This is a genomic window from Pseudomonas sp. H1_D05 (assembly GCF_054682705.1).
In genome coordinates, this window is the sequence record NZ_CP162825.1 from 2,175,286 (window position 1) to 2,192,404 (window position 17,119).

The 17,119-nt window shown below is 60.7% G+C and carries 15 protein-coding genes; 6 read left to right on the forward strand and 9 right to left on the reverse strand.

From position 1 onward, the window contains the following. Positions 1 to 117: 117 nt before the first annotated feature. Positions 118 to 543 carry an acyl-CoA thioesterase gene (locus AB4O11_RS09880; RefSeq protein ID WP_099757724.1) on the forward strand — a complete coding sequence of 142 codons (426 nt, stop codon included), beginning with the start codon at positions 118 to 120 and terminating at the stop codon, positions 541 to 543. A gap of 67 nt (positions 544 to 610) precedes the next feature. Here the strand turns inward: AB4O11_RS09880 and AB4O11_RS09885 are convergent, their stop codons facing one another. The 4 genes from AB4O11_RS09885 to AB4O11_RS09900 form a co-directional block, all read right to left on the reverse strand. Beyond that, a complete protein-coding gene (locus AB4O11_RS09885) occupies positions 611 to 1,090 on the reverse strand; it encodes a glycine zipper domain-containing protein (RefSeq protein ID WP_093429994.1) in 480 nt (159 codons plus the stop codon). A 328-nt stretch (positions 1,091 to 1,418) separates the two neighbouring features. After that, complete coding sequence (locus tag AB4O11_RS09890; protein ID WP_099757725.1) at positions 1,419 to 3,767, reverse strand: FdhF/YdeP family oxidoreductase; 2,349 nt, start codon at positions 3,765 to 3,767, stop codon at positions 1,419 to 1,421. Then, a complete protein-coding gene (gene fdhD / locus AB4O11_RS09895; RefSeq protein WP_460130556.1) occupies positions 3,764 to 4,603 on the reverse strand; it encodes a formate dehydrogenase accessory sulfurtransferase FdhD in 840 nt (279 codons plus the stop codon). Before fdhD ends, AB4O11_RS09890 begins: the two co-directional genes overlap by 4 nt. 92 nt (positions 4,604 to 4,695) lie before the next feature. After that, positions 4,696 to 5,583 carry a LysR family transcriptional regulator gene (locus AB4O11_RS09900; RefSeq protein WP_460130557.1) on the reverse strand — a complete coding sequence of 296 codons (888 nt, stop codon included), beginning with the start codon at positions 5,581 to 5,583 and terminating at the stop codon, positions 4,696 to 4,698. Positions 5,584 to 5,721: 138 nt separating this feature from the next. On the opposite strand from AB4O11_RS09900, the gene lysM reads away from it, so the two are divergent. Then, positions 5,722 to 6,162, forward strand: a complete 441-nt coding sequence (lysM, locus tag AB4O11_RS09905) for a peptidoglycan-binding protein LysM (RefSeq protein WP_460130559.1) — start codon at positions 5,722 to 5,724, stop codon at positions 6,160 to 6,162. A 98-nt stretch (positions 6,163 to 6,260) separates the two neighbouring features. Here lysM and yrfG read toward each other — a convergent pair whose 3' ends face one another. Beyond that, on the reverse strand, positions 6,261 to 6,923 hold the full coding sequence (yrfG, locus tag AB4O11_RS09910) for a GMP/IMP nucleotidase (RefSeq protein ID WP_460089512.1): 663 nt from the start codon (positions 6,921 to 6,923) through the stop codon (positions 6,261 to 6,263). An 88-nt stretch (positions 6,924 to 7,011) separates the two neighbouring features. Here yrfG and nudE point away from each other — a divergent pair, with 88 nt between their 5' ends. Continuing rightward, on the forward strand, positions 7,012 to 7,578 hold the full coding sequence (nudE, locus tag AB4O11_RS09915) for an ADP compounds hydrolase NudE (RefSeq protein ID WP_034151897.1): 567 nt from the start codon (positions 7,012 to 7,014) through the stop codon (positions 7,576 to 7,578). 11 nt (positions 7,579 to 7,589) lie between these two features. Beyond that, entirely contained in the window at positions 7,590 to 8,417 is an 828-nt protein-coding gene (gene cysQ, locus AB4O11_RS09920) for a 3'(2'),5'-bisphosphate nucleotidase CysQ (RefSeq protein WP_116256366.1), read from the forward strand. Positions 8,418 to 8,622: 205 nt separating this feature from the next. Here cysQ and AB4O11_RS09925 read toward each other — a convergent pair whose 3' ends face one another. The 4 genes from AB4O11_RS09925 to rfbC are packed head-to-tail and all read right to left on the reverse strand — an operon-like array spanning position 8,623 to position 12,853. After that, the gene (locus AB4O11_RS09925) at positions 8,623 to 9,078 is read right to left on the reverse strand and encodes a YiiD C-terminal domain-containing protein (protein WP_093430000.1); all 456 of its coding nucleotides are present in this window, start codon (positions 9,076 to 9,078) and stop codon (positions 8,623 to 8,625) included. Further along, positions 9,075 to 10,460, reverse strand: coding sequence for a sigma-54-dependent transcriptional regulator (locus AB4O11_RS09930; protein ID WP_093430001.1), 1,386 nt, complete (start codon positions 10,458 to 10,460; stop codon positions 9,075 to 9,077). Before AB4O11_RS09930 ends, AB4O11_RS09925 begins: the two co-directional genes overlap by 4 nt. Next, entirely contained in the window at positions 10,457 to 12,265 is a 1,809-nt protein-coding gene (locus tag AB4O11_RS09935; RefSeq protein ID WP_095047127.1) for a sensor histidine kinase, read from the reverse strand. The genes AB4O11_RS09930 and AB4O11_RS09935 overlap by 4 nt, the downstream gene beginning before the upstream one ends. A 42-nt stretch (positions 12,266 to 12,307) precedes the next feature. After that, positions 12,308 to 12,853, reverse strand: coding sequence for a dTDP-4-dehydrorhamnose 3,5-epimerase (gene rfbC / locus AB4O11_RS09940; protein ID WP_034151902.1), 546 nt, complete (start codon positions 12,851 to 12,853; stop codon positions 12,308 to 12,310). A 166-nt stretch (positions 12,854 to 13,019) separates the two neighbouring features. Here rfbC and AB4O11_RS09945 point away from each other — a divergent pair, with 166 nt between their 5' ends. Together AB4O11_RS09945 and aguB are read left to right on the forward strand one after the other, a co-directional pair. Further along, positions 13,020 to 15,932 carry an aminotransferase gene (locus tag AB4O11_RS09945; RefSeq protein ID WP_460130560.1) on the forward strand — a complete coding sequence of 971 codons (2,913 nt, stop codon included), beginning with the start codon at positions 13,020 to 13,022 and terminating at the stop codon, positions 15,930 to 15,932. Between the two features lie 305 nt (positions 15,933 to 16,237). Next, positions 16,238 to 17,116 (forward strand): N-carbamoylputrescine amidase, encoded by an 879-nt coding sequence (gene aguB, locus AB4O11_RS09950; RefSeq protein ID WP_034151905.1) that lies wholly within the window; start codon positions 16,238 to 16,240, stop codon positions 17,114 to 17,116. The last annotated feature ends 3 nt before the right edge of the window (positions 17,117 to 17,119 follow it).

Consider the following 17,119-nt stretch of genomic DNA (forward strand, 5'->3'; position numbering starts at 1 on the left):
GAAGGATCAGGTCGGTGTATTTCGAGAGAACACCTCGGTCAGTCCCCTCTACCTCTGGGAGAGGGCTAGGGTGAGGGCAAGCAGCCTCACTGAAAAAACAAGAGAACCAGCACAACCATGTCCACCCCTCAGCGCACCGACTACCCCCACTTCCAGCCCATCACCACACGCTGGCACGACAACGACGCCTACGGTCACGTCAACAACGTCACCTACTACAGCTTCTTCGACACGGCGGTGAACACCTACCTGATACAGGTCGGTGGTCTGGATATTCATGGCGGTGAGGTGGTGGGATTTGTAGTCAGTTCGGCGTGCGATTACTTCGCCTCGATCGCCTTCCCGGACCTGATCGAGATCGGTCTGCGAGTCGGCAAGTTGGGCAACAGTTCAGTGCAATACGAATTGGCGGTGTTCAAGGTGGGTGAAAGCGAGGCGTGTGCGGCCGGGCGCTTCGTTCACGTATTCGTCGATCGGGCGAGTAATCAGCCGGTGCCGATCCCTGCTGAACTGCGACAGGCACTGGAATACCTGGTGGTGTAAACGGCAAAAAAAATCGCAGCCCTTGGGCTGCGATTTTGCTTTACCGGCCAGCGAGGTGTTTGAGGCCTCAGTCGCGATAGTACTTGTGATGCTTGCGGTGGCCGTAGGCATGGCCGCGACCACGGTGGTCGTCACGATAGTAGCGACGATCATCATGGCGGCGATCGTAACGACGATCGTCGTCATCGCTCTTGTTGCCCATGTAGTTGCCCAGCGCGCCACCGGCGCCGCCACCTGCTGCGGAGCCGATCAGGCTGCCGGTGGTGCCGCCCATGCTGCGGCCGACCACGTTACCGCCGGCTGCGCCCAGCGCACCACCGATGGCGGCTTCGCCACGGCTGCGTTTGTCGGCGCCAACCGCGCTACCACCCGCGCCGCCCAAGGCTGCGCCGATGGTGGAACCTGTATTGCCGCCTAAGGACTGACCGACGACCGAGCCAAGAACCCCGCCCAATGCGCCGCCCACACCTGCTTCGGTGGTGCCGCCTGCGGAAGCAAAACCACTGACCAGGCCAAGGGACAACAAGAGAATCGAGGAGAACTTCATAGATGAGCCTCAAAGGGATGACGGCGCCGATCCTGAGGCTGTGTAACGAGCGTGACAATCGAAATCCGACGAATAACACGACTTGTATACAATTTTGCAAGTTGCTGTTTTATCAGCGGAACTTAACCGATTTTCGCCGGTCTTTAGCTACTTCGGATAGGCCGCTTTTGTGAAAAAGCGGCCTTTTTTGTGGGCGTTGGAAAAGTGCCAGGGCTTGGAAGCGTATTGCTTGAACCTACGCCTTCGCGAGCAAGCTCGCTCCCACATTTGAAATGCATTCCAATGTGGGAGCGAGCTTGCTCGCGAAGAGGCCGGTTCTGACATCGCGTTACGCGGACTTGGCCATGATCAACCCAGTCTCACTCGCCGCTTCCAGTCGAATCGCAATGAACTTCGACGTCGGTGTATGGCTGCCATCCCCGGTGCTTTCCAGCGGCACCAGCGGATTCACTTCCGGGTAATAAGCTGCGGCTTGTCCCGCCGGAATATCAAATGCCAGCAGTGTGAAGCCCTTTACCCGACGCTCGCGACCATCGTCCCATATCGAAACAATGTCAGCCTTCTGCCCCGGACGGAAGCCTAGGCGAATGATGTCCGCCTCATTGGCGAACAGCACATCACGCTGGCCTTTCACCCCGCGATAGCGGTCGTCGAGGCCATAAATCGTCGTGTTGTACTGATCGTGGGAGCGCATCGATTGCAGGATCAGGTCCGGTATTTGCCCGGTGGCGCGAGTGCGTTCGTGCACCAGATCTTTCGGCAACATGTTGGCGCGGAAGTTGGCCCGGCCCGACGGCGTGTTCCACTTGCGTGCGCCAGCGCTGTTGCCGAGGTAGAAACCGCCCGGGTTCTTGATCTTCTCGTTGAACGCTTTGAAGTTGGGAATGGTGTCGGCGATCAGTTCGCGGATGCGCCCGTAATCAGCCACCAGCCAGTTCCAGTCCACCGGTTTACTGCCCAATGTGGCGGCAGCGATACCGGCAATGATCGACGGCTCTGAACGCATCTGGTTCGACAGCGGCTGCAACTGACCGTTGGAAGCGTGAACCATGCTGAACGAGTCTTCCACGGTGACCGCTTGCGGGCCTTCGGTCTGGATATCGATGTCGGTACGACCGAGGCACGGCAGGATCAGCGCGTCTTTACCGTGAGCCAGGTGGCTGCGGTTGAGCTTGGTGCTGATCTGCACGGTCAGGTCGCAATTGCTCAGTGCGGCGAAGGTACGCGGGCTATCCGGCGTGGCTTGGGCGAAGTTACCGCCCAGACCGATGAAGACCTTGGCGCGACCCTCAGCCATTGCGTGGATCGCTTCAACCACGTTGTGGCCGTTGTGGCGCGGCACCTTGAACTGGAAGCGTCGCTCCAGCGAATCGAGGAACGCCACCGGCGGACGCTCGTTGATGCCCATTGTGCGGTCGCCTTGCACGTTACTGTGGCCGCGCACCGGGCACAGGCCGGCGCCCGGTTTGCCGATGTTGCCGCGCAGTAGCATCAGGTTGGCGATTTCCTGAATCGTCGGCACCGAGTGGCGATGCTGAGTGATGCCCATCGCCCAGCACATGATTACGTTCTTGCCCTTGGCGTACATACGCGCGGCTTGCTCGATTTCTACGAGGGTCAGGCCGGATTGCTCGACGATCTGTTCCCACGGCGTGTCATCGACTACGCCCAGGTACTCGAGCACGTTGGCGCTGTGGGCATTGAGGAAGTCATGATCGAACACGGCAGGTTCGCCAGCCTTCTGCGCATCGCGCTCCCACTGCAGGAGGAACTTGGCCATGCCGCGCAGCAGCGCCATGTCACCGCCGAGTGCCGGGCGGAAATAAGCGGTGTTGGTTGGCTTGTCGCCGTTGGTGAGCATTTCGATCGGGTGTTGCGGATGCTGGAAGCGTTCCAGACCACGCTCTTTCAATGGGTTGATGCACACCACTTGCGCGCCGCGTTTCACTGCCTCACGCAAGGGTTCGAGCATGCGCGGGTGGTTGGTGCCCGGGTTCTGGCCCCAAACGAAAATCGCATCGGCGTGTTCGAAGTCATCGAAGGTCACGGTGCCTTTGCCGACGCCGACGCTCTGCGCCAGGGCAACACCGCTGGCCTCGTGGCACATGTTCGAGCAGTCCGGGAAGTTGTTGGTACCGTAGGCGCGCACAAACAGTTGATACAGATACGCCGCTTCGTTGCTGGCGCGACCCGAGGTGTAGAACTCGGCCAGATCGGGGCTCGGCAGACTTTGCAGGTGCTTGGCGATCAGCGTGTAGGCGTCGTCCCAACTGATCGGCTTGTAGCGATCGGTTTCGGCGTCGTAAACCATCGGTTCGGTGAGACGACCCTGATATTCCAGCCAGTAGTCGCTCTGCTCCAGCAGTGAAGTCACGCTGTGCTTGGCGAAGAACTTGGCGTCTACACGACGCTTGGTCGCTTCCCAGTTCACCGCTTTCGCGCCGTTTTCGCAGAACTTGACCATGCCGCTTTCCGGCGAATCGCCCCACGCGCAACCCGGGCAGTCGAAACCGCCGTTCTGGTTGGTCTTGAGCATCATGCGCAGGTTTTTCAGGGCGTTGTCGCTGGTCAACCAGGCCTGAGCCACACTGATCAGGGCACCCCAGCCGCCGGCGGCACCTTTGTAAGGCTTGTAGCGCGGGACAGGTTTCTGGTCGGCTTGATGATGTTGGCTCACGCTTGATTCTCCATCGCGGGGCTATACACCCGCGGCGCACTTTTCTGCGGCAGGTGGATGAGATTGAGGTTATGTCGACGGGCCCACTGCACGGCAAGGCCGGTGGGTGCGGACAGGCTGACCAGGGTCTGGATGCCGGCGCGCAAAACTTTCTGGATCAATTCGAGACTGCAACGGCTGGTGACAATCGCCAGTCCGCCATCTGTGGATATCTTCTGGCGGATCAGTCCGCCGATCAGCTTGTCGAGGGCGTTGTGCCGGCCGATGTCTTCGCGCCCGAGCAACAATTCGCCGCTGGCGTTCATGAACACGGCCGCATGTACCGCGCCGCAGTGCTGACCGAGCGGTTGGAACGCACCGATGCGCTGACGCAGACCGTCGAGCCATTCGCTCGGTGGCAGCGGCGCGCCGGGCAAGACCTTGAGATCAGGCAGTGCCTGCTCCACCGCTTCAACCCCGCACAAGCCGCAACCGCTGGTGCCCGCCATTTGCCGACGTTGTTGCTTGAGGTTCCAGAACGCGCGATTGGCGATGGTCACTTGCGCGTATTGCGCGGAGCCTGCGCCGGTCAGTTGCAGGTCATAGATGTCGGTGGCATCGATGATGATGCCGCTGCCAAGGCTGAAGCCGACGATGAAGTCTTCCAGGTCGGTCGGCGTCACCAGCATGACGGCCTGGCTGATACCGTTGTAGGCAATCGCCAACGCGATTTCCTCGGCGAGCGCAGTGCTGGCCGATTCCTCACGGGGTAAATCGCTGTAACTGTAGGTCTGGCTGGCGGCAGGCGCGGGCGTTTCAAGTGCAGGCGCCGCGCAGGCAGGGCGCTTGGCGTTCATGGCATCACCGACGGTTTGATCAACGTTAAGACTAGGCGCGGCAAGTTGTCGCGTCTAATCGCTAGTGTCGATCTATCGATAGAGGCCGTCGATCAAGGCGCCGTTGGTGATTTCTGATACAGCGCAAAACACGCCTCGGCGAGCGCCGAGCGTGGCGCCCCGCGACGCATGATCAAGCCCAGTGGCGCTAGGGTCTGGGCTTTTTCGATGGGCTGCAGACGCAGATGGTCGGTGAGTTTTTCCAGCCCGCCGTCCAACGGCATGATCGCGCAGCAGAAACCGCCGTGTACGGCTTGTAACAATTGATGCACGGCGTCGGTTTGCAGCAACGGTTGCGGAGTCAGCCCACGGCTGTGGAAGTTGTGGTCGATGGACTGACGGAAATGCATGCCGCTGGTGAGCATGCCCAGCGGCAGTTCGATCAGCGATTCCCAGCTCAGCGGAGCTTCGCCGAAGGTAAAAGTGCGCTGGTCGTACAGCAGGCCCATGCGGGTTTCGTCGAATGCCAGTGATTCGAAACGTTCGTGATCCAGGCGGTCGAGATAAGAAACACCGATGTCGATTCGGTTGTTCGCCAGATGCTCGAGGATCTGCTCAGAACTCAGTGCCGACATTTCAAAGTGCAGATTCGGGTGGGCGCTGTGCAGGCGTTGCATCAACGGCAGTGGATCGAAACTCGACAGCGGCACCACGCCCAGCCTCAGCGTGCCGATCAGATTGCCGCGACACGCCGCCGCTTCCGCGTGCAAACCGTCATAAGCCGCCATCACCGAGCGCGCCCACGCCAGTACGCGCTCGCCCGGCGCGGTAAAACCTTCAAAGCGTTGGCCACGGTTGACCAGTGGCAAGTCGAGTTCTTCTTCGAGGCTGCGCAGGCGCATCGACAGGGTTGGCTGGGTGATGTGGCAACGCGCTGCGGCCTGGCCGAAGTGGCGGGTTTCGTCGAGGGCGATGAGGAATTTCAGCTGCTTGATGTCCATCTTCGCTCCGGGCGCTGGCAGGGTTGGGCGATTCTACCGCTTGCGCGGTGGCAGGGTCATTGGTCGGCTTGGAACCGGGTTTGTCTGTCGTGGTCTAGGCTTGGACGACTGAACCTTTATTCCATGGAGAGAACCACGATGAGTCTTTTAAGTTTTGTAAAAGAAGCCGGTGAAAAGCTGCTTGATCTGTTGACCCCGGGCAACGCCAATGCCAGTGAGCAGTTGAAGGAACACATCAGCAAGGTCGGTCTGGGTAATCCGAATGTGCATGCGACGGTGGATGGCGACAAAGTGACCGTCACCGGTGAAGTCGCGAGTCAGGAAGAGAAAGAGAAAATTTTGCTGGCGGTGGGCAATATTGCCGGGGTTGGCAGCGTGGATGATCAGATCACGGTGACTGGTCCGGTGGTGGCGGCAGCAAAGTTTGTCGTGGTGAAAAAAGGCGACACCCTCAGCGCGATTTCCCTCGCTGTGTATGGCAATGCCAACCAGTACAACAAGATCTTTGAGGCCAATAAGCCGATGCTCAAGGATGAGAACAAAATCTATCCGGGTCAGACCCTGCGTATTCCTGAGTAACACAAACCCTCTGAGCTGCCGAAGGCTGCGATCTTTTGATCTTGTTTGTAAAAAATCAAAATCAAAAGATCGCAGCCTGCGGCAGCTCCTACAGAAGATTAGAGTCCGGCAATCAAATCCCGATAATCCTCAACCGCCGCAAACTCAGCCGTGTCCTTCGGCCCCTTGCGACTGTCCGGCTCTTTCACCGCCAACAAATGCGCCACACCAAAATCCCGCGCACTGCGCAGAATCGGCAAGGTGTCGTCGATAAACAGACTGCGCGCCGGATCAAAGCCGATGTCCGCCTGCAAGGCATCCCAGAACTGCGGGTTCTCCTTGGGAAAACCGTAATCGTGGGAGCTGATCAGCCGCTCAAAATACGGCGCCAGTTCGATTCGCTCAAGCTTCAGCGACAGTGAGTCGCGGTGTGCATTGGTGATCATGATCACCCGTTTGCCCGCGCGTTTGATCGCTTCCAGAAAGGTATCGGCATCCGGGCGCAAGGCAATCAGGTGCGCAGTTTCCAGCTTCAGTTCACGCACCGACAACTTCAGTTCGGCACTCCAGAAATCCAGGCAGTACCACTGCAACTGGCCGGCATGGCGTTCGAACAACGGCTGCAATTCCATTTCGGCCATGGCCCGGCTGACCCCGTGCAGTTCGGCGTAACGCTGGGGCAGGTGTTCCAGCCAGAAGTGATTGTCGAAGTGCAGATCCAGCAGCGTGCCGTCCATGTCGAGCAGAACGGTATCGATGTCGGACCACGTTAATGAAGGCATGGCAACGTCTCGAACGGTAGAAAGATATCCGACATAAACAATCGGGAAAGCCGCGTTATAGTAGCGCGTTCACGCCAAGGAGCTTTGCATGCGCCAGAAACCCACCGTACTTGCCCGCGAGATCGTCGCCACCAGTCGCCTGTTTTGCGTCGAAGAACTCAAGCTGCGCTTTTCCAACGGCGTGGAACGCACTTACGAACGTCTGGTTGGTAAAGGTGCGGGCTACGGCGCGGTGATGATCGTGGCGATGCTGGATGCCGAGCACGCGGTATTGGTCGAAGAGTACTGCGGCGGCACTGATGAATATGAATTGTCCTTGCCCAAAGGTCTGATCGAACCGGGCGAGGATGTGTTGGCGGCAGCCGAACGTGAGCTCAAGGAAGAGGCTGGTTTTGGTGCGCGGCAACTGGAGCATCTGACCGAGCTGTCGCTGTCGCCCGGTTACATGAGCCAGAAGATTCAGGTGGTTCTGGCGACTGATTTGTACGAGGAGCGTCTCGAAGGCGACGAGCCTGAGCCGATGCGTGTCGACAAAGTGAACCTGCGCGAACTGTCGTCGCTGGCGCTCAATCCTCAGTTTTCCGAAGGCCGTGCATTGGCTGCACTGTATCTGACCCGCGATCTGCTGACCGAGCGCGGGTTCTTTCCAGCATGAGTGAGATATCGATGAATTTCCCCCACCCGTTGATGGCGCCGGTCGTAGAGCTGGCCTTGCAGGCCGGCGAGGCGATTTTGCCGTTCTGGCGCGCCGGGGTTGAGGTCACGGCCAAGTCCGATGACTCGCCCGTGACGGCGGCCGATCTGGCCGCGCATCACCTGATCCTCGCCGGGCTGACGGCGCTGGACCCGAGCATTCCAGTGTTGTCGGAAGAAGACGCCAACATCCCTCAGAGCGTGCGCGCCGGCTGGCAGCGCTGGTGGTTGGTCGACCCGTTGGACGGCACCAAGGAATTTATCAGCGGCAGCGAAGAGTTCACCGTGAACATCGCGCTGATCGAAAACGGTCGCGTGGTGTTTGGTGTGGTGTCGATGCCGACCAATGGTCGTTTCTACGTCGGCGGTGCCGGGCTTGGCGCTTGGCGTTGTGACAAGGGCGGCACGCCGGTTGCGATTCAGGTGCGCGATGTACCGGGGCCGGGCGAGGCGTTCACCGTGGTCGCCAGCCGTCGCCATTCGAGTCCCGAGCAGGAACGTTTGCTCGCCGGGTTGAGTGCGAGTCTGGGCGAGTTGCAACTGGCCAATATTGGCAGCTCGCTGAAATTCTGCCTGTTGGCTGAAGGCGCGGCGGATTGCTATCCGCGACTGGCGCCGACTTCGCAGTGGGACACGGCGGCGGCTCAAGGTGTGCTGGAAGGTGCGGGCGGTGAGGTGCTGGATCTGCGCGGGGAGGCGTTCTGTTATCCGGCGCGGGAATCGCTACTCAATGAGTTCTTTTTGGCATTGCCGGCCAAGGCGGCCTGGCGCTCCAGATTGTTGGAGTTGGCTCGCGGTTAAGTGGGCTGATCCGAAATCCCCCCTCACCCCAGCCCTCTCCCCCAGGAGAGGGAGCCGACCGCGGGATATTTGAGAGTAGCGCCGACCTGGTCGAGTTTTGCTGAATCCATAATCGCTTCGATCTTTCAGGTCGATCTATATCGCAAGACGCCTCACCCTAACCCTGTCCCTTTGGGAGAGGGTTAGGGTGAGGGGCTTTTGATTGTCAGCGATGCAAAACGTACTGCCCGGTAAATGTCACGGCGTCTTCTTCGCTACCCTGATTGACGATCCGCGTATTCAACGTCAACCGCGCCCGCCCATAACGCCGATACATCGCCAGAAACCTCTTCCACTCCTTCGCATCAGGCGCCGGGCAAATCGCCGTAGCGTCCCCGGTCACCGGCAGCGGATAACTGATCTGCCCTTCCTGAATAACAATGTGCCCGTCGGTGATTCCTTCCTCTTTCAGGCGCAAATGCAACCAGCCCCACCCGGCCAGCACCGCGCCGCAGTAGAGGCTGCCACCGAACATCGTGCTCTTGTGGTTGACGTTCGGCTCGAGTGGCAGATGCAGGCTCAGTTGCTGTTCATGCCAGTCGAGCACCTTAAGGCCCATGTCTCGGGTCAGCGGGATGTCGTGATGCAAAACTGACTGAAGATAGGCGCTGTGGCTGATCATTCGTTCTCGTCCCCATGGCTGCTGTCGCCAAAGTTGAGGCCATGCTTGCGCAACTTGTCATGCAGGGTCTTGCGCGGAATGCCCAAGGCTTCGGCGAGGCTGCGCACCGAACTGTGGGAGCGCGCCAGTTCAGCAGCGATCAGCGATTTCTCGAAATTTTCCACCTGCTCGCTGAGGCCCCCATTGATGACTTCGACCGTGGTACTGCCACCGCCCTCGGCGTCAGCGTTATCCAGCGCCAATTCCAGGCCGAGGGCGAAACGTTCGGCGGCATTCTGCAGTTCGCGTACGTTGCCCGGCCAGGTGTGGCGCAGCAGCAAGGCGCGTTGCGCCGGTTGCAGTTCATGGGGCGGCAAACCGTGGCGGGCGCTGGCTTCATCGGCGTAATGCTGGAACAGCACCAGCGCATCTTCACCGCGCTCACGCAGTGGCGGAATGCGCAGTGGCGCGACGTTGAGGCGGTAATACAAGTCGGCGCGGAAGCGGCCCTGGTCAGCGGCCTGACGCAAGTCTTCCTTGGTCGCGGCGATGACGCGGATGTCCAGCGGGATCAGTTGATTGCCACCCAGACGCTCGACCACGCGCTCTTGCAGCATGCGCAGCAACTTCACCTGCACATCCATGCTCATGCTCTCGATTTCATCGAGAAACAAAGTGCCGCCATTGGCGAATTCGAATTTGCCGATCCGCCGTTTTTGCGCGCCGGTGAACGCGCCGGGTTCGTGGCCGAACAGTTCGCTTTCCACTACCGACTCGGCCAGTGCGCCAGCGTTGATCGCCACGAACGGGCCGTTTCGGCGGCTGGATAAATCGTGCAAGGCGCGGGCAACCACTTCTTTACCGGCGCCGGTTTCGCCGAGGATCAGCACGTCAGCCTTGGTCGCGGCCAGCGCGCCGATCTGCTCGCGCAGGCGCAGCATTGGGGGCGAATGGCCGACCAGCCGCGCGCTCAGCTCATTGCGATCGCTGAGGGCCAGGCGCAGGCTACGGTTGTCCAGCACTAGTCGGCGCAAGGCCAGGGCGCGGCGCACGCTGTCGAGCAGCGCATCGCTGGCGAAAGGTTTTTCGAGAAAGTCATAAGCGCCGGCACGCATGGCTTGCACCGCCAGCGGCACATCGCCGTGGCCGGTGATCAGCAATACCGGTAGTTCGGGATCCTGCGCGTGCAGTTCGCTGAGCAATTCGAGACCGTCCATGCCTGGCATGCGGATATCGCTGACCACCACACCCGGCCAGTCACGCTCAAGCTGTGCGGCCAGGCCTTTGGCTTCGGACAGCGGCAGAATTTTCAGGCCGGCCAGGTCCAGGGTCTGGCCGAGGGCCTGACGCAGGTGCGGATCGTCGTCGATCAACACCACCTGAATGCGATTGTCGATGGTCATGCACTTCGATCCTCGGACGGTTGCAGGCTGACCCCGGGCGCACCGGCGCGCAGCCGCAGGGTAATCAAGGCGCCACCTTGCTTGTGGTTGGCGAACGACAGTTCACCGCCGAAGGCGCGCATCAGCGTTTCACAAATGGCCAGCCCCAGGCCAAGGCCTTGAGTGCGGGTCTTGGTGGTGTAAAAGGGCTCGCTGGCGCGGCCGAGGGCTTCCATGCAAAAACCCGGGCCGTTGTCGCGAATGTACAGATTGACGCCCTCGGCGGTGGATTCGGCACTCAGCCAGAGTTTGCGCGGCGGGCCTTTCTCGGTGAGGGCGTCGAGGGCGTTGGCCAGCAGATTGCCGAGCACTTGGCGCAATCGGGTTTCCCCGGCCTCGACCCACAGAGTCGCGGCTGGCAGATCGCGGATCAGTTCGACTTCCATGCTGCGACGCCGTTTGGCCAGCAGCGCCAAGGCATCGTCGAGCGCCGGTTGCAGGGCAACGCTTTCCGGCGCGTGGCGATCGCGGCGGGCAAAGGCGCGCAGGTGGGCGATGATCGAGGCCATGCGCCCGGTCAGTTCGCTGATCAGTTTGAGGTTGCCGCGCGCATCGTCGGTGCGCTGATGATCGAGCAGCACTTCGGCGTTTTCCGCGTAGCTGCGGATCGCTGCCAACGGCTGATTGAGTTCGTGGCTGATGCTCGCGGACATCGTCCCCAGCGCCGACAGCTTGCCGGCCTGGACCAGATCGTCCTGGGCACGCACCAGTTCCTGTTGGGCTTGTTCACGCTCCAGCACTTCCTCCTTCAAGCGCCGGTTGAGGCCTTCGAGGTCGCTGGTACGCTCGGCGACGCGGCCCTCCAGCTCGCGACGTGCTTTGGCCTCGAAGGCGATGCGCTCCAGATAATGGCGGCGGCGCTGCATCATCAGACCGAGCAACAACATCAGCACCAGCAGCGTGGCGCCGCCGATGGCGACCACGGTGCGCACCGGACGGTCGATCAGCGTGCGTGGGGCAAGGATGCTGACGCTCCAGCCGGTTTCGGCGATGTCGTGAGTCTGGATCAGCCACGCAGTCGGGCTGAGGTTCAGGGGGCGCGGCTCGCGGGTCGGGTAAGGCTGGATAGCGGTGATCGCCGAGCGTTCGCTGTCGCTCAAGTTACGGGTCGAACGGAAGCGCCATTCCGGGCGCGAGGTGAGGATGACCACGCCGTTGTGGTCGGTCACCAGCAGTTGTTCCGGGGTTTTGCCCCAGAGGCTTTCGGTGTGGTCGAGGTCAACCTTGATCACCAGCACGCCGATGATTTTTTCGCCGTTGCGCACGGCGGCAGCGAAGAAGTAGCCGCGTTTGGCCGAGGTCGTGCCGAGGCCGAAAAAGCGTCCGAGGCGTCCGGCCATGGCTTCACTGAAGTACGGACGGAACGAAAAATTGCGGCCGACGAAACTGTCGTGCTTGTCCCAATTCGACGCAGCCAGCGTCTGCCCGCTGGTGTCCATCAGGTACATGACTTCGGCGCCGGTCTGCGCGGCGATGTTCTTCAGCAGGCGATTGGCGTTGCCTTGGCTGACGCCGTCGTCTGGCGCGCCGAGTACCGCACGCAGGGCAGGCAGGTCGCCGAGAATTTGCGGCAACACTTCATAGCGGTGCAGGGTGCCCAGCAGGTTGGCGACGTACAGGTCTAGGGTCTGCCGGTTCTGTCCGGCCAGTTCGCTGCGGTAATAGCGCTCGGCGAGATGTTCCAGCGGCCACAGCAGCGGCGCCAGACACAGGGCCAGCAGAGCGAGGCTGCGCCAGCGGGGTCTGCGGGGGAGGGTTGGTTTCATGAGCCGGATGCGCCTGAGATGTCAGGCGCATTATGCCTAGGCTCAGGCGAAGACGTCAGCGTCCTTGAGCAGGGCTGCAGCCTGATCCTTGGCGGACAGCTTCGGCGCTTCGTCCAGCTGCCAGTCGATGCCCAGCGCGGGATCATCCCAGCGAATGCTGCGCTCGGATGATGGATCGTAGTAGTTGGTGGTCTTGTAGAGGAATTCAGCGAACTCGCTCAGCACCACGAAACCATGGGCAAAACCTTCCGGCACCCACAGTTGACGATGATTTTCGGCCGACAAGCGCACAGCCACCGATTTGCCGAAGTGCGGCGAGCTGCGCCGAATATCCACGGCCACATCCAGCACTTCACCGACGGTCACACGGACCAGTTTGCCCTGGGTGTTTTGCAACTGGTAATGCAGGCCACGCAACACGCCTTTTTGCGAGCGCGAGTGGTTGTCCTGAACGAATTGCGTGTCCAGACCGGTAGCGTCCTGGAACGCCTTGGCATTGAAACTCTCGTAGAAAAAGCCGCGCTCGTCACCGAACACCTTCGGTTCGATGATCAGGACACCGGGCAGGTCGGTGGTGATTACATTCATGGGGAGTTCCATAGGCAGGTGTGAATGGTCGACATTCTTGCGCAAAGTGCCTGAGGGTGCGAGTGCTGCAAGACAAATAGCCCGTATACCTTTGCGCGGTTGGGGGTTGCGGATCCCGTCCAGCAATGGCGATATAGGCGCCTAATAAAATTACAGGGGTCTTTTCATGCCGCTCGCCACGTTGATTCATCGCGCCAGTTTGCCCAGCCCGCAGGTTTCTGCCGAGCAGGCCCGGCAATGGCTGGCGGAGCATTACGGGCTCAGCGGCACGTTGCAGGCTCTTGGCAGTCAGCAGGATCTCAATTACCGCGTCGACAGCCCGCGTGGGCGGTTCGTGCTGAAAATCTGCCGTGGCGATTACGCCTTGGTGGAGCTGCAAGCCCAGCATGCCGGGCTCAAGTATCTGGCCGAGCACTCGGCGGTGACGGTGCCGCGGGTGATCGCGGCCAATAACTGCGAGGATCTGCTGTCGCTCGAGGTCGGCGGCGAAGCCGTCCATGTGCGGCTGCTGGATTACATCGAGGGCCAGCCGCTCACGCATCTCGAACACTTGGGGCGCGACGTGGTGGCGGGGTTTGGCCGGCTCTGCGGTGAGATGGATCTGGCGCTGGCCGGGTTCGATCACCCGGGCCTGGAGCGCACGTTGCAGTGGGATGCCCGTCACGCCAGTGCCCTGATCAGCCATCTGCTGCCGGTGATCAAGGATGAGCAGCAACGCATATTGATTGCCGATGCGGCCGAACAAGCCGAGCGCCGCTTGCAGCCGTTGCAGGGCAAGCTGCCGGTGCAGGCGATCCACATGGACATCACTGATGACAACGCCGTCTGGGCGCGCGATGCCTTGCGTCACTGGCAGTTGCAGGGCGTGATCGACTTTGGCGATCTGGTGCGCACCTGGCGCATCACCGATCTGTCGGTGACCTGTGCGGCGTTGCTGCATCACGCCGGTGGCGATCCGTTTGTCATCCTGCCGGCGGTGCAGGCCTACCACGCGGTCAACCCGCTGCAACATGAAGAGCTGCAGGCGCTGTGGCCATTGATCGTCGCGCGTGCGGCGGTGCTGGTGCTCAGTGGCGAGCAACAGGTCAGCATCGACCCCGCGAATACCTACAGCCGTGACAACCTAAGCCATGAGTGGGAAATCTTCCGCGTAGCGACATCGGTGCCACAGGCACTGATGGAAGCGGCGATCCTCACTGCCGTCGGTCACGCATTGCCGGTGATCGATAGCGAAGGTTTTGCGCCCTTGCTGCCCGGTCTGGTCGGACGTGAATTTGCCCTGATCGATCTCGGTGTCCTCAGCCCGCATTTCGAGGCCGGCAACTGGGAGCAGGCCGGCATCGATCAGCACCTGTTGAACGAAGCGGCGGCGGCCCATGGTTTGGCGGCAAGCCGTTATGGTCAGTACCGTTTGTCGCGCACCCGTCCCGACAGCGCCGTTGAACCGGACACTTTCCCGCTGCACGTGGAATTGCGCGTGCCCGATGGTACCGCCGTGGAAGCGCCGTTCGCTGGCGTCGTGCATCAGCCAGCAGACGGTGTGCTGCAACTGGATGGCCCGCAACTCAGCGTGCGCTTGTGGGGCGTGACACCTTCGCTGCACAGCGGCGCGGCGCTGGTCAAAGGTCAGGTGCTGGGCGCAGTCAGCGGCCCATTACGGGTGCAGTTGTGCCGGGGCGCGCAGATCAATGCGCCGTTGTTTTGCACCCCGGCGCATGCTGCAGCGTGGCAGGCCCTGTGCCCGTCGCCAGCGGCGTTGTTAGGACTGGCCTGCGATGCCGAGCCGGAACTGGACGCAAAAACCCTGCTCGAACGCCGCGATGCCAGTTTCGCCCGCACGCAGAAACACTACTACGTTGATCCGCCGCGGATTGAACGCGGCTGGCGTAATCACCTGATCGACATGCAGGGCCGCTCCTACCTCGACATGCTCAACAACGTTGCCGTGCTCGGTCACGGCCACCCGCGCATGTCGGCAGTCGCGGCGCGGCAGTGGTCGCTGCTCAACACCAACTCGCGATTCAACTATGCGGCGGTGGCGGAGTTTTCCGAGCGCTTGCTGAAATTGGCGCCGGAAGGCATGGACCGGGTGTTTCTGGTCAACAGCGGCAGCGAGGCCAATGACCTGGCGATTCGTCTGGCGTGGGCCTACAGCGGCGGGCGCGACATGATCAGCGTGCTTGAGGCCTATCACGGCTGGACGGTCGGCGCCGATGCGGTATCGACGTCAATCGCTGACAACCCGAAAGCCCTGGAAAGCCGCCCGGACTGGGTGCATCCGGTGCCTGCGCCAAACACTTATCGCGGTGAATTCCGTGGTCTCGATTCGGCGCCGGATTACGTGCGCAGTGTTGAGCATCACCTGGCGAAACTTGCCGAACAGAAGCGCCAGCTGGCCGGGTTTATCTGCGAGCCGGTGTATGGCAATGCCGGCGGTATCTCGCTGCCGCCGGGATATCTCCAGCAGGTATACGCGCTGGTGCGCGCGCAGGGCGGCGTGTGCATCGCCGACGAAGTGCAGGTCGGTTACGGGCGCATGGGCCACTTCTTCTGGGGCTTTGAAGAGCAGGGTGTGGTGCCGGACATCATCTGCATGGCCAAGGGCATGGGCAACGGTCAACCGCTGGGCGCGGTGATCACGCGACGGGAAATTGCCGAGGCGCTGGAGGCCGAGGGCTATTTCTTCTCGTCGGCGGGCGGCAGTCCGGTCAGTTGTCAGATCGGCATGGCGGTGCTCGATGTCATGGCAGAAGAAAAGCTCTGGGAGAACGCGCAGGTGGTCGGTGGCCACTTCAAGGCGCGGCTCGAAGCGTTGATCGATAAACATCCGTTGGTGGGCGCGGTGCACGGTTCCGGGTTCTATCTCGGGCTTGAGCTGATCCGCAATCGCGAGACGCTGGAAGCGGCGACCGAGGAGACGGCGTTACTGTGCGATCGCTTGCGTGAACTGGGGATTTTCATGCAGCCGACCGGGGATGATCTGAACATTCTCAAGATCAAACCGCCGATGGTGACGTCGCGTCAGAGTGTGGATTTCTTTGTCGATATGCTTGATCAAGTCCTAACCGAGGGCCTGTAAAACGCAGCCAATCCCCTGTGGGAGCGAGCTTGCTCGCGAAAGCGGTGTGTCAGTCACCTTACTCAGTTCCTGACACACCGTATTTGCGAGCAAGCTCGCTCCCACATTTTCTTGGGTTTCTAATTCGATTTGTATCGGCTTTTATCGGGATTATTTAGACGAAAGGCACTTTGCAAGCTTCTAAAGCCGATATTTATCGGCTATAAAGTCGCCATTGCTCCGGCATGGTGATCTCATGTCCGGTGCGCGCGTTTTTCTTTTCGGTCGAATTGTCGACCGTCAAAGCACTTGCCCGGAGATGATTCATGAGCCGTATCGTTACCGTTGCCGCCACTCAGATGGCCTGTTCCTGGGATCTGGAAGCCAACCTCGAAATCGCTGAAAGGCTGGTGCGCGAAGCCGCCGCCAAAGGCGCGCAGATCATCTTGATCCAGGAGCTGTTCGAGGCGCCGTACTTCTGCCAGAAGCCGAACCCGGACTATCTGCAACTGGCGACGACGGTGGAAGAAAACGTCGCGATCAAACATTTCCAGAAAATCGCCAAAGAGCTGCAAGTGGTGCTGCCGATCAGCTTCTATGAGCTGGCCGGCCGCGCGCGTTTCAACAGCATCGCGATCATCGATGCCGACGGCAGCAACCTCGGGATTTATCGTAAAAGCCACATCCCGGATGGCCCGGGCTACCACGAGAAGTATTACTTCAACCCGGGCGACACCGGTTTCAAGGTGTGGAACACCCGTTACGCGAAAATCGGCGTGGGCATTTGCTGGGACCAGTGGTTCCCGGAAGCTGCGCGCAGCATGGCGTTGCAAGGCGCTGAAATCCTCTTCTATCCAACCGCAATCGGCAGCGAGCCGCACGACAAGACCATTTCGTCGCGCGATCACTGGCAGCGCGTGCAACAGGGTCATGCCGGCGCCAACCTGATGCCGCTGATCGCCAGCAACCGCATCGGCAACGAAGAACAGGACGGCTACGACATCACGTTCTACGGCTCTTCGTTCATCGCCAATCAGTTCGGCGAAAAAGTGCAGGAGCTGAATAAAACCGAAGAAGGTATTCTTGTGCACACTTTCAACCTCGACGAGCTCGAACACATTCGCAGCGCGTGGGGTTCATTCCGTGACCGCCGTCCGAACCTGTACGGCGCGTTGAAAACCCTCGACGGTTCCCTGGAGTCCTGATCC